This is a genomic window from Microbulbifer mixtoriginis (SeqCode) (genome assembly GCF_052467705.1).
Window position 1 is genome coordinate 721,715 of record NZ_CP174322.1, and the last position, 16,825, is coordinate 738,539.

Genomic DNA, 16,825 nt, shown 5'->3' on the forward strand with positions numbered 1-16,825 from the left:
GCGAAGTTGATATGTCAAGCAGTTGATAAATAAAGAAGTATGATTTTTTCTTGCTTGCGATATATTCTTGATAATTAATTGTTGGCTATAAGCTACTTTGGTGAGTTCTACTAATTTACTATTTATATAAGTTTATATTTGCTTCAAGGCTCAATAATTTTAGAGGGCTGGCAGCCCTTGTTCTTTATGATGTCCTATTTATAGTTAGGTTTTCGACTAGTCTTTTGAAGTTAATTTTTTTGAGTTTAAAAATTAAAGCTAATTAGATTGGCGCTTATTTACTAAGCTGGGAGCCAACACCCTAAATGGTCTCATCATATCGTAATCCTCATGGGAGAGCAGATGACAGTGCCATACATAGAGTCCCTCGCGGTCGAAGCGGGCTATTACCCGTGTTACTTGGCCGGGAAGGGCGATGACCGTATCTTTGGGGCCGCTTTCTTCTGGTTGTGGTGGAAGGGGTTTCCCCTGTAGAGATTCTATTTCCAGTCGTGCACCCTGAAATATCTTATCTGTATGCATAAATTTCTGCGGCTTGGCAATAAGTTTTCCTTTAAAAGGCTGGCGATCCAGTACCTGGAATTCCACTAGATGAATATGGATTGGATGAGCCGATACTGTAGGGTTGTATATCTCCCAGATCTCAACGGCGTTGTGCTGGATAATTTCCGTGGTAGGGTCTTCAAAAAATAGGGAGCCCTCCTTTACTGGACCTAACATTAGCAAGTTACGGCCGTAGGGATCATCCAACCGGTAGGTGGCAAGTTGTCGTGTGCGGCTGGCTTGGTTAAGCCTATTAAGTGGGGCGCGCAAGGGAGTATTTAGGGTGAGTTTTAAATCTCCAATGGTACTTTTGATCTTTGATTTCTGTTTATTAGAAGTGGCGTCTGTAGATTTCGGAGCAATATGGAATTGCAGGATCTGGCCTGTAGTATTTGGATTGGTAGCTGGTGTGATGCCGCCGCGCCCATCGCTTAATACGCGTTTACCATCCGGGTTATAGACAAGTGGAATTGAATTCTTTGGATCATTGGCCTCTACAAAGCCTTTAAAAGGGACATCCGGCCCAAAGTTTCGCAGTGTTAGTTCACGCCCTTCATAACCGCTGAAATCTACTAAAACATCTGCTCGCTCTGCGGGTGCCAATATCAACTCGTTCAATTTTACAGGGTAATCGAGAAATCCGCCGTCACCGCCGACTTGTACAAAGGGTGTATTTTCATCGATCCTGAGTATCAGTGTGCGGGTATCGGATGCGTTGAGTAATCGCAATCGATAGACGTGTGGAGTGACACTAACTTTGGGCCAGGTCATGCCGTTTACCAGAATAAAATTGCCAAAAAATTCGTCGAGATGGGATGGGTTGGGCCAATTATTCTTAACTACCTCATGGGAAACTGGTGATGGAGGCTGGTCCCTCCAGCCAGGAAAATACAGTTGCCCATCGGAGCTAAACAAGCTATCTGTAATTGCGGCTACAAAAGTGCGCTCTTGTGCGGGGAGCAGCTTCTCCTGTATCAGACGGTCTTCATTGTCATCGCCAACCAGGTAAAAACCGAATAGACCTGCGTAAACATTAAGGCGCGTCATGCCCAGGGTGTGGTCGTGATACCAGATAGTGGCGGCATCCTGGGAGTTGTCGTATTCGTAAATCCTTTTCTCAAATAATGGTCCCGTCTCACGATAATTGCGGGTGTACCAAGCGAGGGGATTGCCGTCACTTTTCCACTCTGTATGCCCGCCGTGAAGGTGGATAACCATAGGTACAGCTTTTGGATCTTTTACGTTGGCGAGGTGAATAGATCGATCCACAGGAAATAGGTGCGGACCCGGTAGCTCATTCGCCCAGTATACAAATACCGGTTGGCCTTCTCGGGCGCGAATAGTTGGGCCAGGAGAGTGGATGCGACCTGCATATTCAAAACCCCAGGCCTTTGTCATTAAACGTTTGCCTTTCTTATCCCGTAGCCCCATCCAAACTTCAGTGGGGCGGGCGGGTAGTTTAAGCGGGGCTGAGCCCTGAGGGTGGATTTCTACGGGTATTGGCAGTTCATTGACAAACTTATCCACAGTTGCTGGATCCAGCAGCCGCAGGGGAGTTGCTTTAGCTACATCTTCAGCAGCAGCAGTCAGGGCAAGGGGAATTAACAACAGCAGGGAAAAGATTACCCGAAACATTGGCTGTTTTTAGCAGTAAGTATTTAACAGTCAAGTATAGGTAAACAAGCGGTTTCGGTGGCGTTAACTTGGGGGCAGGGAAGGGTGTACAGGGCCCTTCCCTGATGCGACCCTTCATTAGATAAAGCGATTGATCGCCGTTTTGGCATTGTCTTGATAGGTAGGATTGTCCAGGTCCGGGAAAAGCTTCCGCTGTTCACCAAGAGGTCCAGTCAATCCGCGTTCACTGCCGTAAAAAATACCTGTGCGGAAGGATCTTGTATCCAGTAGGGCATCGATATAGCGTTTGGCGCCTATTTCTACTTTATGGACTTTGCCAAGTAGCAGCATAATCCGCATCATGCCCTTCATCATATATTGCTTGAATAACGACAGTGTATTGAAGCCCTCTGTGCCTACCGTAGCCCCGGGACTCATGGTTACGAAGCGGATATGGGGAAATTCCCGCGCCATGGAAGACATCCATAGGGCGCCCATATACTTTATCGGACCATAGGGTACCGTAGCGTCTTTGGTACTGGCATAGAGCTTTCCTTCACAGATCTGCATAAATTCCTCCACAGAGGCGCTTTTCAGGTCTGGTCGTTTCATCCCCATCTCTTTTACGCCGCGAGCGGCCTCGGAGCCGGCATAGATAGCAGTCTGGGTTAATTTATTGGCTTTCAGTAACTCGTTAGTCAGTAGAGCATGCCCAAGCAGGTTGACGGCGAAAATTTGCGTGACTCCTTCGGGGGTCTTGTTATAAAACTCTTTCCCCCCGGTACCGCCAGCATTCATAACCAGCGCATCAACTGGGGAGTCCAGGTTCTTAACTGCCTCTTTCACAGATTGTTGATCCGCGACATCGATCAGCAATACTTCGAAGATATTCCTGCCTGTTACCGACACCAGCTCGGCTTGGGCTTCCTTGGCTTTGTGCAGATTGCGGCAGCCGAGATAGATCTTGTTAATCTGTTGGTATTCCGCCAGTTGCTTGGCGCATTCCCTGCCTAAGCCTGCATTCGCTCCGGTAATCAAAACACTCTTAATCATCTTTCTGTCTCTGTGGATATTGGGAACTGGTGCCCAGATATGGATATACCCGGCTGTTGGAGAGAAAGATAAGCGGTTAAGCGCCTCGCCTTTTGACATTTCTTGCTGTCTTAGTGGGATACCAAGACCGCAAGAAATATCAAAAATAGGGCCTTACTGGCCAATATGATTAGGTCATCACTCCAAATACGGCAAACTAAGGTAACACTATGAATCAGGCGAGTTCTATAGAAAGAAAAATTTTCCAATTGTTAGTGGTAGCGCTAGCGGTGATCTGTTTTGTACCCGGTGGTATCAGTGCATTTGGAGGGCTGAATGGCAGTGCTGCTCTGAGTGGTGGTGCTATGATTTTTGGCCCGGATAGCCCCTTGAGAGGATTTGGGGATAATCAATATCGATTTGCCTTTGGTGTTTTCTTTGCCCAGGGGTTGGTTCTACTGTATTTCCTGAGCAATATCGAAAAACATAAAGCATTGTTTTACTTCGTGGCTTTATCCCTCTTTATTGGCGGTCTGGGCCGCTTAAGCAATATTCTGGAATTTGGATTGGTGGATGATCAGGTCTTACCGCCTACGATTATTGAGCTTGCGATAGTTCCACTTCTGGTTTTTTGGTATAGGCGAGTGGCCTCTCAACGTTAGTCATTAGAGGCTCTTGGATAGGTAGCTCAAAATTATTTATGCTTAAGAGGCTATTACTATGTTACCAGTATTTTTACATATAGAGTCTTCACCAAACTTACAGGAATCGCAGGCTCTTCAGCAGTATATAGGTTTGGCTCTGCAATTAATGCAACAGTATGGAGGGGTGCCTATTGCCTCTTATGATGTGGAAGAGGCCTTGGACGGAGGTCGATCACCAAAGGCATTTGTTGTGGTATCTTTTCCAGATCGGGAGGCGATCTATGCATTCTTCAATGATCCAGCCTACCAGGCGATTATTCCTTTGAGGGACAAGGCATTTAGCCATTTACGCTTTTTCATTACTAGTGAACGAATTTGATTTAAAGGCAAGCTAAACCGGGAAGGTATTGTTCGAAAATCTCACCGTCCCAATGTAAACGGGTAGGAAAGGAGCCTCATATGCAGCGATTTTTTAAAAGTATCAACTTCGTAGAGCAGCATCTATACGACAAAATTTCTGTTCACGAAATTGCCGCTGCCTCTCATTATTCCACCTACCACTTCAGCCGTATTTTTAAGGCATTAGTGGGGGATTCACCGAAAGAATATTTGCGTAAGCGCCGGTTGACCGTCTCCGCAAAGAGGTTGTTGAGTGAAGATATTGGTATTCTTGAGCTTGCCATGGAGTGCCAATTTGATTCCCAAGAAGCGTTTACTCGCGCGTTTAAAGCTTTATTTAACGTAACCCCGGCGCAGTATCGAAAGCAGCAGGATCCTTTTCGGTTGTTGTATAAGGATCAATTTAGCCCTCATATGCTGCACTTCTTGCAAAATGAGTTGTCCATGGAGCCACAAATTATTTCGCGGCCTGCGATGCAATTGGTGGGGGTAGCTCAGGAATACGATCATGAAAATCTCAGCTTGCCAAAGCTCTGGTCTGCATTTCGGCCCTATAGGGATAAAATCCCCAATCGAATCAGCGATGAATCTTTTGGTATCTATGAATGTTATGAGGAAGCGGGCGATGAAATTCAGTTTAAGTATATCTGCTGTGCGCCGGTTGCCAACCTGACTCAGGTACCCGAGGGTATGGTGGCGCGGGAACTACCGGAGCAGCTATATGCAAAATTTGTTCACCGCGGATCTATTACCACCCTGGAACAGACATTGAAGTATATTTGGGGAAGTTGGCTGCCAAAGTCCAATTACGACTATATCGAGAGACCGGACTTCGAGCTGTACCCACCCAGATACCAGGTTACCAGCCCGACAGCGGAAATGTTTCTCCATATCCCGGTCAAAGAAAGGCCGTAATCGCTTGGCAATAGTGTAGTTTTTTGCTACTCAATCTTTTCGGTTGCCTGACCCGTATTGTATCGGTAATGCCCGGTAATTTTAAAGGAAAACAGCATATCTTCGAGCACGGGTCCAGCCCCGATATTGTGTGCGACCAAGTACCGGTTGGTTTTTTGTGAGCGTTTCGCAGTCACAATACCGATATGCGGTAAATTACCGGGCAGCATCCAGGTAACGATGTCCCCTGGTAGATAATCCTCTGCCTTGTCACTTATTGAGAGCGATTGCCCTTTGCGAGTAAAAAAAGCCTGTAGATTGGGTACTCGCCGGTGATCAATATTTTTATCTGGCCTGGAAAGTCCCCATATGCGTTTAGACGGGTAGGCTTGAAAATGACCCGAGATATCCTCGTGAACTTCTTTTTGCAAATCGATCCCCAGCTTCCTATATGATCGAATCACTACGTCGGTACAAACACCGGTATCAGCCGGCACATCTCCATTTGGATAGGAGATAGACACATAAGCAGGATCATAGCGCACCTTATGATAGGTTCGCTCCAGAGCAGCTTCGGCCAAAGTCATATTTTGTGCATAGCTACTGGATGAAATAATACCAATAAAGAAGATCAACCTTTTCACCTTATTATCTTATCCTTCTATATTTTGCTTGTTCTGTGGATTCACTTTGCTAAAAATAATATAGATAAAAATCTCTTCCATACTATCTATTGTGCATTGGTCAGAGGATGTGCATTCAATGATGTATAGATTGAGTTCTTTATTGCTCTAACTCGACCAGTTCGTTTAGTTGCTCCCAGATATACCAATAAGTTGGTACTTTACTTCCATCGGGAGCATGCCAAATACTTTCCTGTACTTGTCTCCCGCCCAGTTTTTGGTAGAAGGATTGCGCTTTAATATTATCCTGGTTGACTAAAAGGCACATGCCTCTTTGTGGAGCCTGCTGATAAGCCTTGCGCGCGCCCTCTATAAAGAGCGCTTTGCCAACTCCCATTGAGTGGTAGCCTTCGCGTACATGTAAGTTGTCCAGGTGTGTACCCCAGTCAGGGTGATTATCCATGTATAGACAGATAAAGCCGGCGATATTGCCCTCTACTTCAGCTAAAAACACCTGCTGATTGGATTTAGGGTGCTCAAAGCGATCTTTCCAGAGTCGCATCCTTTCCATTGGAACCCTATCTTCAAGGTACCGTTTGCTAAGCACGCTACGATAATTTTCCTGCCAGCTGACACTATGTATGTTAGCGATGGTGGGCACATCATGCTTTGAGGCTTTACGTATTTTCATAGTGATTATCTACTTCCTGATAAGTAAGGATAGTAATGGCGATTAATTGATGAAATTTTTCAGTTATTTTGGAACGGTTTTCTCATGGGTTTTTATGTAATAAATTCCACGTTTGTATCAAATTTTTTCTGTAGATGTGCACGAAAAGAGGTGATTTTGCTGGAGGGAAAGGTAAATTCTGGAATTTCTCCCGGAGATATCTGATTGTAAGGGAGAGAAAAGTAGCCGCGATCCTTAACCGAGTCGACAGCAACTTTCCTTATCTCTGATCTCTTAATTGAATGATCACCAATGAAGATAAACTCTCCATCAAACCTTACATAGGAAACTGGATCTTCTATTATTGGTTGCTGAAACTTTTTACGATTTGTGGCTAGATAGATCAGAGCTGTGGTGATAAGAATTGTTTTCCAGAAAGGTTCTGATTCAGGAAGGTATAAAGTGACCACGTAGGTTAAAAGTAGGATGCTCCAGAAAACCAACGTCTTTAAATAAGGTTGCCTAGTACTCATTCCCTGTGCTCTATATTTTTCTTTATTTACTCATTTCTTGGCTATGATGCCAAAAGAACTTATCTCAAGCTAACGCTGTATTTATCCCAGTACCATTTAAAGAACGGTAATTCAATTAGTAAAAAGCTGATTAGAGAAAATCCAAACCAGTTAGCAGTAAATAGCAGCATATTGAACTTGTATCCAGAATCCCAAAAGAGAGCGCCGGCGATCAGTAGTGCGATACCGGTTGCTAAGAGGTCATTAATTATGATCTTGTTAAGGTCAGTGCCTGCATGCCTTGGGTAGATATAGAGATAGGCGGCGCAGATGATTATAGCGTTAACGGTTAGTAACGTTACCTCGGGTTTCAAAATTAGATCTCTCTGATTGGTACAACTTTGAATACCATTATACGGCAGGACTGCGCCAAAGTACTCTAGATATTGGGGTTATAGAGGATTATTTGGCTACTGGAATCTGTGGGAATTATTGCACTTATAAAAGGGGGGAGAATATTTTTAGCTTTTAATTTTTTATAGCGAACACTCGTGCCGTATTATCATTAATCCTAAGATTCAGTAACCCTAAGATTTAGGGGTTATTTTATATCAAGCCTGGCAATTCGTTATATCTGGTTGTTTAGCGTGGCCCCTGCTAAAGGGAACCGCCCATTGGGGCTATGGAATAGGCAAAGAGGTTCAGCCCTGTTACTGCTGTCGCACTAATAACTCCATAATCTGCTACCATCAGCGCAAATCCTGCTGTTAGATCGACTCTTATGAAACTCTTGCGTTGGCTTCTGTTAATCCTACTGGCTCTACTGGTAATTTCAGCCCTGGCGGCGCCAGGTTTCATTGGTCCCAAGGTGGAGGAGGTCTGGAAGCAGCAGCTGAGCAGGATGCAGGGGGGAAGCACTACCGGCTATCAACGCGGTTGGTTTGGAGCTGAAACCAATACTGAGGTGGCGCTACAGAATGGCACCACTGAGCTGCATACTGAAATTCATCATGGCCCATTGCTGTTAACTTCTGGTGGGCCCCGTCTGGGGGTTATCTATAGCGAGACCCGCCTAGATCTAGAGCAATTAAACCCGCAGCTACGCGCTCAACTTGAGGGAATCTATGGCCGCTTGCAGAGCAGCCCCCTGGTTTTGGAAACCCTGGTTTTAGCGGATAACCGGGTACTCAATACCCTGCGCCTGGAACCCTTTAAAAGTTCAGGTGATTTTGGCCAGCTGGCATTTACAGGTGGTGAGATTGCAGTGTCGACAGATTACAGCGGCGCGGTGTTGGATGGGGTAATCGATCTGGGTAGCCTGACCCAGATGCGCGATGGCGTGGAAGTATTATTTACCGAACCGCTTAAAGGAGAGTTTCAGTTAGAGCCCCGCCGTGGCGGTAAGGCACAGCTATATCTGTCACTGTTGCGCGCCGAGCGTGATTCGGGGCCGGCGGAACTGCGGGATATTAGCCTGGAACTGGATATAGAAATGCTCGCTGCGCAGACCCTCAAAGTGGTGAGTGATCTGCAGCTACCCAGTGTGCAGTCTGCCACTCCTATTACTTCTGTGCGCCAACAGATGACCCTGCCTAAGATCAAGGCTGCCGATCTGGGCCACTATTTACGTGTACTACTGCCTGTGGCGGAGCGCAATTGGGCGAGTGATATGCGTCCACCCCTGCGCCTGCAACAACAGCTGGTAGTGGAATCTCGCAATGGTCCGGTTCTGGTGGATGCGGATATTGACTGGAAAGGAATGAAGCGACCTCCGCGCCATCGCAACGGCAGCGCTTTAAATCAATGGCTGAATCCTCTGGTGGGCAGCCTGACCCTGAGCGCGGCAGAATCGGCGTTGCTGCAGTCGCCGCTGGTAGGCCAGGCAATGATGTTGCGACAATACGGTTTGCTGATTGAGCAAAACGATGAACTGCAGATGCACTTGGAGGTGAATCGCGGGCGCCTGGAAGTGAATGGCCAGCAGTTGCCACCAGATTTGTTCCTAATGGCACTGACCGGACAATTTTAAAATCTGATAGGCTTAACGGTTAGATTGGAGAAAGGAATGATGTGATCGTTCCTTTCTCTTTCCGGTAAATCCATTTTTTAACAAGGCGGTATCTCGGGGACTCATTGCGTCCTAATTTATATCGACCGGACAATGCAAAAATCCTCTTGCTGTTAGATTAAAGGGGCACTGAGCCAGCTAATATCATAGTGAGGTGGCAGTACATCGTCCGGCAGGTTTTTTCTTTCCTGTGGGGGCAACTTTAGAAACTCTCCTTGTATTCCTAGAGCTTCACACCCCATCTCCCAGTTAGCGCACCAGATGCCAGTAGCCACTGCGGCATAGTATCTAGAAGATGTTGTCGCATAAAAATCAAGGCGCACTTGAGAGTCTTTCTTGTGGGCAATACAGCGTGTGGTTTGACCGTTATAGGAAGACGGTGCCCACCGGCAACTTTCAAAACATCGATTAAACGCCTCCCAGGGCGATTTATCTATTTTTAATGCTTCTTTCATGGCGTTATCTACGAAAAACAGGTCGGACAGCGGTAGACGCTTATGAAATTGAGTGTTAAAAAAACGGATAAACAATGGTGCGTACCAGCTTTCGTAACCCACAGCGCAGAGACAAATAATAGAATCCTTTTTCTTATCAAAGCGCTCGCGGAGGTGGGTTTTGACACTGCGGTGATCTGCTCCGGGACCAATCCAGCAAGTCCCTAAACCCATTCGCGTAGCGTCTAAAACAATCTTTTGCAGGGTCCTGCCGATATCAAGAATGGCCGTTCGATTGTATTCCGCTGGGGCTATTGCAACGAGGAAATATCTGGCATTGACCACCGGCCAAACAGTGATGGGTGCTTTGACCCACTCCAGACGTATCGGTGCATTGCCGAGACGTGGTTGCTGTAGGTGAATTGCAATACGAGCTTTTAGTGCTTGCTCATGGATGGGGATTAAGGGACGGGTTTGATAGGCGCGGCACGATCTACGGTCACGGATCAGCGCGAAAATATCTTCTCGGCTGCGGGCTTTGGGTAGCGGTTCCGGCAAACGGATACAAAAACGGCAAGTCACAATATCAAAAAGAATAATGGCCGTTAGTATCAAGGGTAGCCAGATCAACACATTGGCCAGTCCAGTTAAACCTACTAGATATATGAGTCCCACCAACAGGAAGAGGCCCAGAGTGATTGGGACAGGCATTAGGTACTGCAGCCAACCAGTAAATTGAAGTTGCAACTTTATACCCAAAAGACGAATAAACAGGCGGCGAAGCCAAAAGGGATGCACTTTGTCGACCATGGCCCGCTCGTTGGGTCCAAAGCTGGCGTAAATGACTTTTGATTTGCGGGTTCTAGCCGTGGTTTCAGGGTCGCTCATCGGCATCTCCTGTAATGCAAATGACCACTTGCATTATGCGCCAGTTTATATCGAAAAGGAGATTCTATGCAGTGCACCATCGATGAAGCCAAGCTGTTTAAAGTAGTTATCAGCGAATGGATGGCTCATGGTTATGGGTGCTGTACAACTAGGGACATGGCCAGTATCGCAGGTGTTAATAAGGCGATGCTGTTCCGGCGGTTTTGGCGGTAAAACTGGTTTATTCACATGGGCGATAGATCATCAGCTGGCTGATACCCCGTTGGAGTTATTCTGTATTTCGGGAGATCTGAATACCGATCTAAGGGTTCTAGCAGAAGAGTAAATGGACACTTATCGATTGTATGGGGGCGTGATGTTTCGTGCTGTGCAGGAGTTGCTCCGGTATCCGGTAGTGTCTCGATTTGATTGGACATGTATCAGGCTTTTTATAGGGGCGAGGGTGTAGGCGAGCAGAGTAGGGGGCTCTGCCCGCCAACGGTTATCCGGTATTGCGCATGCCTGCGGCGATACCGGCGATCGTTACCATTAGGGCACTCTCCAACACGGCGTCATTCTCCCGCTCGCGCAGACGCGCCATTAATTCGGCCTGAAGCAAATGCAGTGGATCGGTATAGGGATCGCGCACGCGGATGGACCAACGCATCACTGGGTTATTGTCCAACAGACTTTCGCGACCGGTGAGTTGCTGCAAAGCACTCACTGTATGAGCCAGGCGTTCGCGCAGGCTTTCCCCCAGCTCTATCAGCTCCTTGTTGTCTGTGAGGCGTTCCTCATACCAGGAGGCGACACGGGTATCGGATTTCGCCAAAACCATCTCCAGCATATCCACCACGCCCTGGAAGAAGGGCCACTCACGACTCATTTCTCCCAGGGTGTCGGCTTCGTCTGCCTGTTTAAGGGCTTGTTCGAGTGCGGTGCCGGTGCCGAGCCAGGCGGGTAGCATCAGGCGCATCTGGGTCCAGGCGAACACCCAGGGAATGGCGCGTAGTGTTTCTACGCCGCCACCGGGCTTGCGCTTCGCCGGTCGACTACCGAGAGCCAGACGGCGGAGTTCCGTCTCCGGGGTGACGGTGCGCAGGTAGGCCACCAGAGCCGGGTCGTCACGTACCACTTCGCGGTAACTTTGCACCGAGACTTCCGTGAGGCGTTCCATCTGATTGCGCCACTCGGGACGAGGCTGGGCCGGTGGCATCAGGGTAGCCTCCAGTGTGGCGGCCACATACTGCTCCAGATTGTAGGCGGCAACGGAGGGGCGGCCGTATTTGAAGCGGATCATCTCTCCCTGCTCGGTAACGCGGATACGCCCAGCCACCGAGCCCGGTGGTTGCGACAATAGTGCCATGCGCGTTGGAGAGCCGCCGCGGGAAATAGAGCCGCCACGGCCGTGGAACAGGGTTAGGGGAATGCCGTGATTGCGGAAGATTTGGGTGAGCGCCTCCTGAGTACTGAACTGTGCCCAGGCCGCGCCGAGGAAGCCGGCATCCTTGGCCGAGTCTGAGTAGCCGATCATTACCTCCTGGCCCTCCAGCACGCGCTGTTTGTACTGGGGAATATTGAGCAGGGTACTCATGGTGTCGGCAGCATTATTGAGGTCGTCCAAGGTTTCAAACAATGGCACCACGCGCATAGGTTGGTTTACCCCGGCAATTTTCTGCAGCAACATGACCGCCAACACATCGGAGGGCTTTTTCGCCATGGAAATCACATAGGCACCAAACCCCTCGTGGCCCTGCTCAGCAACCACCTTGCAGGTTTCTAATACCTCGCGCACATCCCCATCGCAGAAATCCGTATGGTAGAAATCCTCATCGATTAATGGCCGGCGGTTATCCAGCTCCGCCAGGAGGAAGTCCAGTTTGCTCTGCTCATCCCAGGTGGCGTAATTCCCCAGCCCCAGATAGCGTGTGATAGCGTCGATGGCATCCATATGGCGGGTGGATTCCTGACGAATATCCAGGCGCAACAGGGTGATACCGAAGCAATTGAGCCGGCGCAGGGTGTCTTTGAGCTGGCCATCGGCGATCGCCGAGAGCCCCACCGCGCGCAGAGAGCGGTCGATCAGGTTCAGCTCAGTGAGCAGTTGTTGACCGCTGTGAAATACTGCACCCGCTGGTTCCTGCTGTTCGTTAATGCGGGCCTCCAGTTGCGCGCGAGTATTGCGCAAGCGGTAGCGCACCCGGCGGAGTATGAGCCGGTAGGGCTCATGGCTTGGGCCTGTTTGTGCCAGTAATTCCTCGCTGGCCTTGTGCATGGATAGATCGGCCAGGAGGTTTTCCACATCGCGCAAGAGAAGGTCGGCGGCCATCCAGCGCGCCAGCAGTAAGACCTTGCGGGTTACCGCTGCGGTGACATTGGGGTTGCCGTCGCGGTCGCCACCCATCCAAGAGGCGAAGCGTATGGGTACCCAGTTATCCGGCAGTGGCGGTAATCCCGCTAGGGTTAGTTCCTCCTCGATGGCGCGCATAGTCTGGGGTACTGCCTGCCATAGGGACTGTTCAATGGTGGCGAAGCCCCACTTGGCTTCGTCTACCGGCGTGGGCCTCTCACGGCGAATTTCATCGGTGCTCCAGGCAGAGAGAATTTGCTCGTGCAGATGACGTCGCAGCTCGCGGCTCTCTTCCTGAGTAAGGTCTGGTCGGTCCAGTGCGGCGAGGAGATCGGCGACGTGGTCGTACTTGCGGATCAGGGTGCGACGTGTGACCTCGGTGGGATGGGCGGTGAGGACCAGCTCCACGGAGAGATCCCTGAGTGCGGTGTGTATATCGTCGGTTGAGCGATTGGTATTCTTTAGTTCCGCCAATACCTGGCGCAGGCCGCGGTCTGTATCAGGGTCGCCAGAAAAACGCTGGTGCTGCCGGTGCAGGCGTTCGCGATGGCGCTGCTCGGCAATATTGGCGAGATTTAAAAACTGGCTAAAGGCGCGCGCCACTTCCAACAATGTATCGTCGTCGAGAGGGTCCAGCAGCTGGTGTAAGCGATCCACCTGCATCTCTCCGCTACTGCGGCTCTCCACTGCGGCCTGGCGGATGGTTTCCACAGTATTAAATAGCGAATCACCGGCTTGCTCGCGCAAAACCGAACCGAGCTCCTCGCCGAGTAGGCGGACGTCCTCCCGCAACGGGGTGTTTTGATCCTGACTCACAAGCCTTTATCTCCCTAACGATATCCGGTGAAAGTACCGGGCTTTATCTTCGCATAATTTTTTCGTAAGGAGGCTGTGCTGCCAAAATAAAAGATTTTTTCAGTAATAAATTTACTTAAATAATGATAAATAAAGGAAAGGTCTTACGATAAAGGTTGGTTTTTAGAAAGTTTATAATCCAGCAGGTATAAATATCATGCCAGGTATTTTATCGGCTATTAGAGAGAGCTTTCGACCAGATTTTTTTAGGCGGGAGGTCATCAGGAGGGGAATTAAATTGGAAAAAGCGAAGAGTAAATTGGTAAGGAAGGCGTGAAATTTATAGGGGATTTTTAAATATCCCCTTTTTGCGTAGGGCAGAAGCGCCCGCGCGAGATTTTCACGCGGGCTGGGTTTTTAGTAATAGTCATAGGCGGGGCGGCGATCGACTAGGCGCAGCCAGCCGCGAATAACCCGGTAGATAACCCAGATCCAATTTACGGCGAGAATCACATAGCCGAGACCGAAAACCCAAAAGGTCAAAGAACCAACCACAGTCCACAGCAGCCAGAACCAGAAAGTGCGGATCTGCCAGCGGAAATGGGACTCCGCCAGGGTGCCGCGTACATCGCTGCGCTTGAAATAGTTAATCAGTACGCCAACAAAAAACGGAACCGCGGTAAATAGGCTGATGGCCTGGATCAGGTAGACCATGATGGCCAGATCTCGACCACTCTGTTCGCGGGCCTCTTGGGAGCGTGTGGGGTACTGCTCTGACATAACTTTATTCTCTTGTGGACTCTGAAAAATATAGTGTGGTCCCCAATGCGCAATTCAACTTGACTGCGTTGGAATGGTATTTTTACACGACAGTCGGTGAAGAGCCCAGGGTGTCGTAACGTCCCATGTTATTTTAGTGCCCACTCGGTGTGCACATTGCGCTCGCGCCATGCCTTCAGCTGTCGCACCGATTCCCGCATCAGTTGCAGTAATTCTGTACGCTGCTGACGGCAGTGTTCGCGTTCGCTGTCGATGGAGAGGTTGGCGGCGAGACTGCGCAGACGACTGGCTACGCTATCGAGCCCCACCTCTGCCGCTGCCCGGGCGACATCCTGCGCCTGTTTTTCTGCATCCAACCAGTGGCGGCCGGTGAGGGCGCTGGTGAGCGCAGTGATTCGCTTGGGTAGGGTGGCGCTGCGGTCACTGAGTAGCTCGGCGAAGGTCAGGTGATCGAGAGTATCCTGCTGGCGTAAAAGAGCACTGGTGTTGAGCAGCTGGGTGGGGCGGTTTTTTTGTTGTGGTGACGTCCCCTGCGTGCGCCGTGAAGCCCATTGCATCAGTTGCATTAGCTGGCGATCGGCAATTGGGTGGGTAAGTACGCCGGTAAAACCTCGGGCCTGATAGCGCTCTTTATCGCCGGTTTTGGCAGATTGCAGCAGGGCGAAAATGGGTAAATCGTTGCCCCGTTCGCGTCGAATTTCTCGTACTGCCTCCACGCCATCCATCAGTGGTAGATGGGTGTCGCTCAGAATTAAGTCAAAGTTTTTTTGGAGGGCGGCGCTGCTGCCGTCGATACCGTTACACTCCCTTTGCACATGGTGGCCCATGGCTTCCAGCGGCGCTTGCAGGGATTCGTGTTTATTATTTTCCACCAACAGGATGGCGAGGCCGCTGCCAGTATTGCCGAGCACTTCCTTGGGAAGTTTCAGCTCTACGGTTTCCACCTTGCCGATCTGACGTAAATCGTCCAGAGATTTGAGAGCGGCGTTTAACTGTCGCTTGCCGATTTCAACCAGCGCTTTGATATTGTTGTCCTCGCTGCGTCCAATCAGGTTGAGGGTGCCCATCAATGTATCCAGGGGGTGGTGCAATTGGTGGCGTACTATTGTGAGCAGATCGGATTTTTCCTGGCGCAGTAATTCGAGGCTTTCGCGAGTTTCTTCGAGTTGCTTCTCTAGGGCGAGAAATTCACTGTTGCGGCTATGCACCTGCTGAAACAAATTACTGTTTTCAGCGCTGATATTATCGACACGCTCTGCACTCTCTTTACGCAATTTGCGCAGACTCAGTTGTCTATTGAGTGTAAAAGCACAAATTAGCACAGTTAAAATCAGCGCCGCGATCAACCAGTAAATAGGAATTTGTTGCTGTAGAGCATTTAATTCAATGGCTTGTGCGGTGGTGGAGATAAATACTGAGCCGCACAGTAGTGCTCCGGCTAGCAGAGCGTGAAAAAAAACACGACGAGAGGGCAATCCCCCAGAAGAAATGGCTTTTATCATCCTTATAACCACTTGTGTTAGGGCGGACTAAATCCTGCAGTCCGCAGTATGATTTTCGCGGTAGGTTTTGATCGATACTCCCGAAAAGATCAGAGCGTTTGATACTGCAATATGGCACGGCGTACAAGAGATATTTTTATAGGACTGGCAGGCTAACGGGTGGATAATCCGGTCAGAGGCATGAACGCTATCGCCATTAGCCAAGAGTTATTGCGCCAAAAACAGAGGATGGTTTTTTTGGGGGGGGCTTGATGCTGAAGAATTGCACGCTATTACATAGGCTTATATAGCGGGAGGTTTTGCACTGGGTTGGCGTATTTTACCGAGATCGGTGGCACAGCGTTCCTCGATAAAATACGCAAAAAATTAAAAATATCAGGGTTGATTCAAGCGGCCTGAGGTAGGCGTTCCTGCAATAACTGCAACATGCGCTCAGAAGGTAGAAACAGGCGAATTCCATCGCAATGGGCGAGCAATTCCTGATAAAAATAATCGAAATGTGTGCAGCCCAGAATCAGTATCTGTACGCCGCTTTTCACCAGAGCCGCGACCAGATCATCCAAAGCGTGCTGACGCACGATCATCTCGGCGGCGAGGCCATCCTCAATATCTTCGACGATCTGCAGGTTGCCGATACCGATCACCTTGGCGGTTGTGTTGCGCTCGAGAATTTCACGCTCAATATTGGCGCAACTTTGGCAGTTGGCGGCGAGCAGGCCAAAGTTGCGATAGCGCTGGGTGAGTTCGGCGTATACCTCAAGGGGAGAAACCACCTCAATTGGCGAGGTGGCTTTGACCGCTTCCATATCCACCGCACCGGAAAGGGAATTGCAGTAGATCATGGCGGCTTCGGCGCCGGCCTGATGCAGCTGTTCAATCGCTTCGATCAGCTGCTGGGTGAGAGCGCCGCGCTCTAGCGCTTGCAGTTGCGTCTGTGCCTGGGGCGATGTTGACAGAGACATACCGACGCCACGCAGCTGACGCGCGGCGAGGAAATCCAGGCCAAAGCGGGTGTCTGTGGGGGTGCCGGCGACCACGCCAATGGTCATAGAACTTTTTTCAATGGCGTTATCGGTCAACACAGTCATGCTCCTCTCT

General features: G+C 49.5%; 15 protein-coding genes. 5 read left to right on the forward strand and 10 right to left on the reverse strand.

All coding sequences use genetic code 11. The annotated features are described in order from the left end of the window. Positions 1-258: 258 nt before the first annotated feature. Both ACJJIB_RS03230 and ACJJIB_RS03235 read right to left on the reverse strand, forming a co-directional pair. Positions 259-2,178, reverse strand: coding sequence for a multicopper oxidase family protein (locus ACJJIB_RS03230; RefSeq protein ID WP_444887859.1), 1,920 nt, complete (start codon positions 2,176-2,178; stop codon positions 259-261). A gap of 117 nt (positions 2,179-2,295) precedes the next feature. Beyond that, positions 2,296-3,210 carry an SDR family NAD(P)-dependent oxidoreductase gene (locus ACJJIB_RS03235; RefSeq protein ID WP_444887860.1) on the reverse strand — a complete coding sequence of 305 codons (915 nt, stop codon included), beginning with the start codon at positions 3,208-3,210 and terminating at the stop codon, positions 2,296-2,298. Positions 3,211-3,419: 209 nt separating this feature from the next. On the opposite strand from ACJJIB_RS03235, the gene ACJJIB_RS03240 reads away from it, so the two are divergent. The 3 genes from ACJJIB_RS03240 to ACJJIB_RS03250 all read left to right on the forward strand — a co-directional run bounded on the left by ACJJIB_RS03240 (position 3,420) and on the right by ACJJIB_RS03250 (position 5,147). Continuing rightward, positions 3,420-3,851, forward strand: coding sequence for a DUF4345 domain-containing protein (locus ACJJIB_RS03240; RefSeq protein WP_444887861.1), 432 nt, complete (start codon positions 3,420-3,422; stop codon positions 3,849-3,851). 58 nt (positions 3,852-3,909) lie between these two features. Next, the gene (locus ACJJIB_RS03245) at positions 3,910-4,212 is read left to right on the forward strand and encodes a DUF1330 domain-containing protein (protein WP_444887862.1); all 303 of its coding nucleotides are present in this window, start codon (positions 3,910-3,912) and stop codon (positions 4,210-4,212) included. Positions 4,213-4,292: 80 nt separating this feature from the next. Beyond that, the gene (locus ACJJIB_RS03250) at positions 4,293-5,147 is read left to right on the forward strand and encodes an AraC family transcriptional regulator (protein ID WP_444887863.1); all 855 of its coding nucleotides are present in this window, start codon (positions 4,293-4,295) and stop codon (positions 5,145-5,147) included. Positions 5,148-5,173: 26 nt separating this feature from the next. On the opposite strand, the gene ACJJIB_RS03255 is transcribed toward ACJJIB_RS03250, so the two are convergent. The 3 genes from ACJJIB_RS03255 to ACJJIB_RS03265 form a co-directional block, all read right to left on the reverse strand. After that, a complete protein-coding gene (locus ACJJIB_RS03255; protein ID WP_444887864.1) occupies positions 5,174-5,770 on the reverse strand; it encodes a DUF1287 domain-containing protein in 597 nt (198 codons plus the stop codon). Between the two features lie 139 nt (positions 5,771-5,909). After that, positions 5,910-6,440 carry a GNAT family N-acetyltransferase gene (locus ACJJIB_RS03260; protein ID WP_444887865.1) on the reverse strand — a complete coding sequence of 177 codons (531 nt, stop codon included), beginning with the start codon at positions 6,438-6,440 and terminating at the stop codon, positions 5,910-5,912. Between the two features lie 92 nt (positions 6,441-6,532). Then, positions 6,533-6,952, reverse strand: a complete 420-nt coding sequence (locus tag ACJJIB_RS03265; RefSeq protein WP_444887866.1) for a hypothetical protein — start codon at positions 6,950-6,952, stop codon at positions 6,533-6,535. 760 nt (positions 6,953-7,712) lie between these two features. Between ACJJIB_RS03265 and ACJJIB_RS03270 the strand changes: the two genes are divergently transcribed. Beyond that, complete coding sequence (locus ACJJIB_RS03270; protein ID WP_444887867.1) at positions 7,713-8,960, forward strand: DUF945 family protein; 1,248 nt, start codon at positions 7,713-7,715, stop codon at positions 8,958-8,960. A 152-nt stretch (positions 8,961-9,112) separates the two neighbouring features. On the opposite strand, the gene ACJJIB_RS03275 is transcribed toward ACJJIB_RS03270, so the two are convergent. Further along, positions 9,113-10,321 (reverse strand): nitroreductase family protein, encoded by a 1,209-nt coding sequence (locus ACJJIB_RS03275; protein WP_444887868.1) that lies wholly within the window; start codon positions 10,319-10,321, stop codon positions 9,113-9,115. A 66-nt stretch (positions 10,322-10,387) separates the two neighbouring features. Here ACJJIB_RS03275 and ACJJIB_RS03280 point away from each other — a divergent pair, with 66 nt between their 5' ends. Continuing rightward, positions 10,388-10,534 carry a hypothetical protein gene (locus ACJJIB_RS03280; protein WP_444887869.1) on the forward strand — a complete coding sequence of 49 codons (147 nt, stop codon included), beginning with the start codon at positions 10,388-10,390 and terminating at the stop codon, positions 10,532-10,534. 268 nt (positions 10,535-10,802) lie between these two features. Here the strand turns inward: ACJJIB_RS03280 and ppc are convergent, their stop codons facing one another. From ppc to ACJJIB_RS03300, 4 genes are all read right to left on the reverse strand, one after another. Then, positions 10,803-13,466: a phosphoenolpyruvate carboxylase gene (gene ppc / locus ACJJIB_RS03285; protein WP_444883592.1), complete on the reverse strand. Its 2,664-nt coding sequence runs from the start codon at positions 13,464-13,466 to the stop codon at positions 10,803-10,805. A 396-nt stretch (positions 13,467-13,862) separates the two neighbouring features. Beyond that, the gene (locus tag ACJJIB_RS03290) at positions 13,863-14,225 is read right to left on the reverse strand and encodes a DUF4870 family protein (protein WP_252084301.1); all 363 of its coding nucleotides are present in this window, start codon (positions 14,223-14,225) and stop codon (positions 13,863-13,865) included. 128 nt (positions 14,226-14,353) lie between these two features. Then, the gene (locus ACJJIB_RS03295; RefSeq protein WP_444887870.1) at positions 14,354-15,727 is read right to left on the reverse strand and encodes an ATP-binding response regulator; all 1,374 of its coding nucleotides are present in this window, start codon (positions 15,725-15,727) and stop codon (positions 14,354-14,356) included. 386 nt (positions 15,728-16,113) lie between these two features. Further along, positions 16,114-16,815, reverse strand: a complete 702-nt coding sequence (locus ACJJIB_RS03300) for an aspartate/glutamate racemase family protein (protein ID WP_444883594.1) — start codon at positions 16,813-16,815, stop codon at positions 16,114-16,116. Positions 16,816-16,825 lie beyond the last annotated feature (10 nt).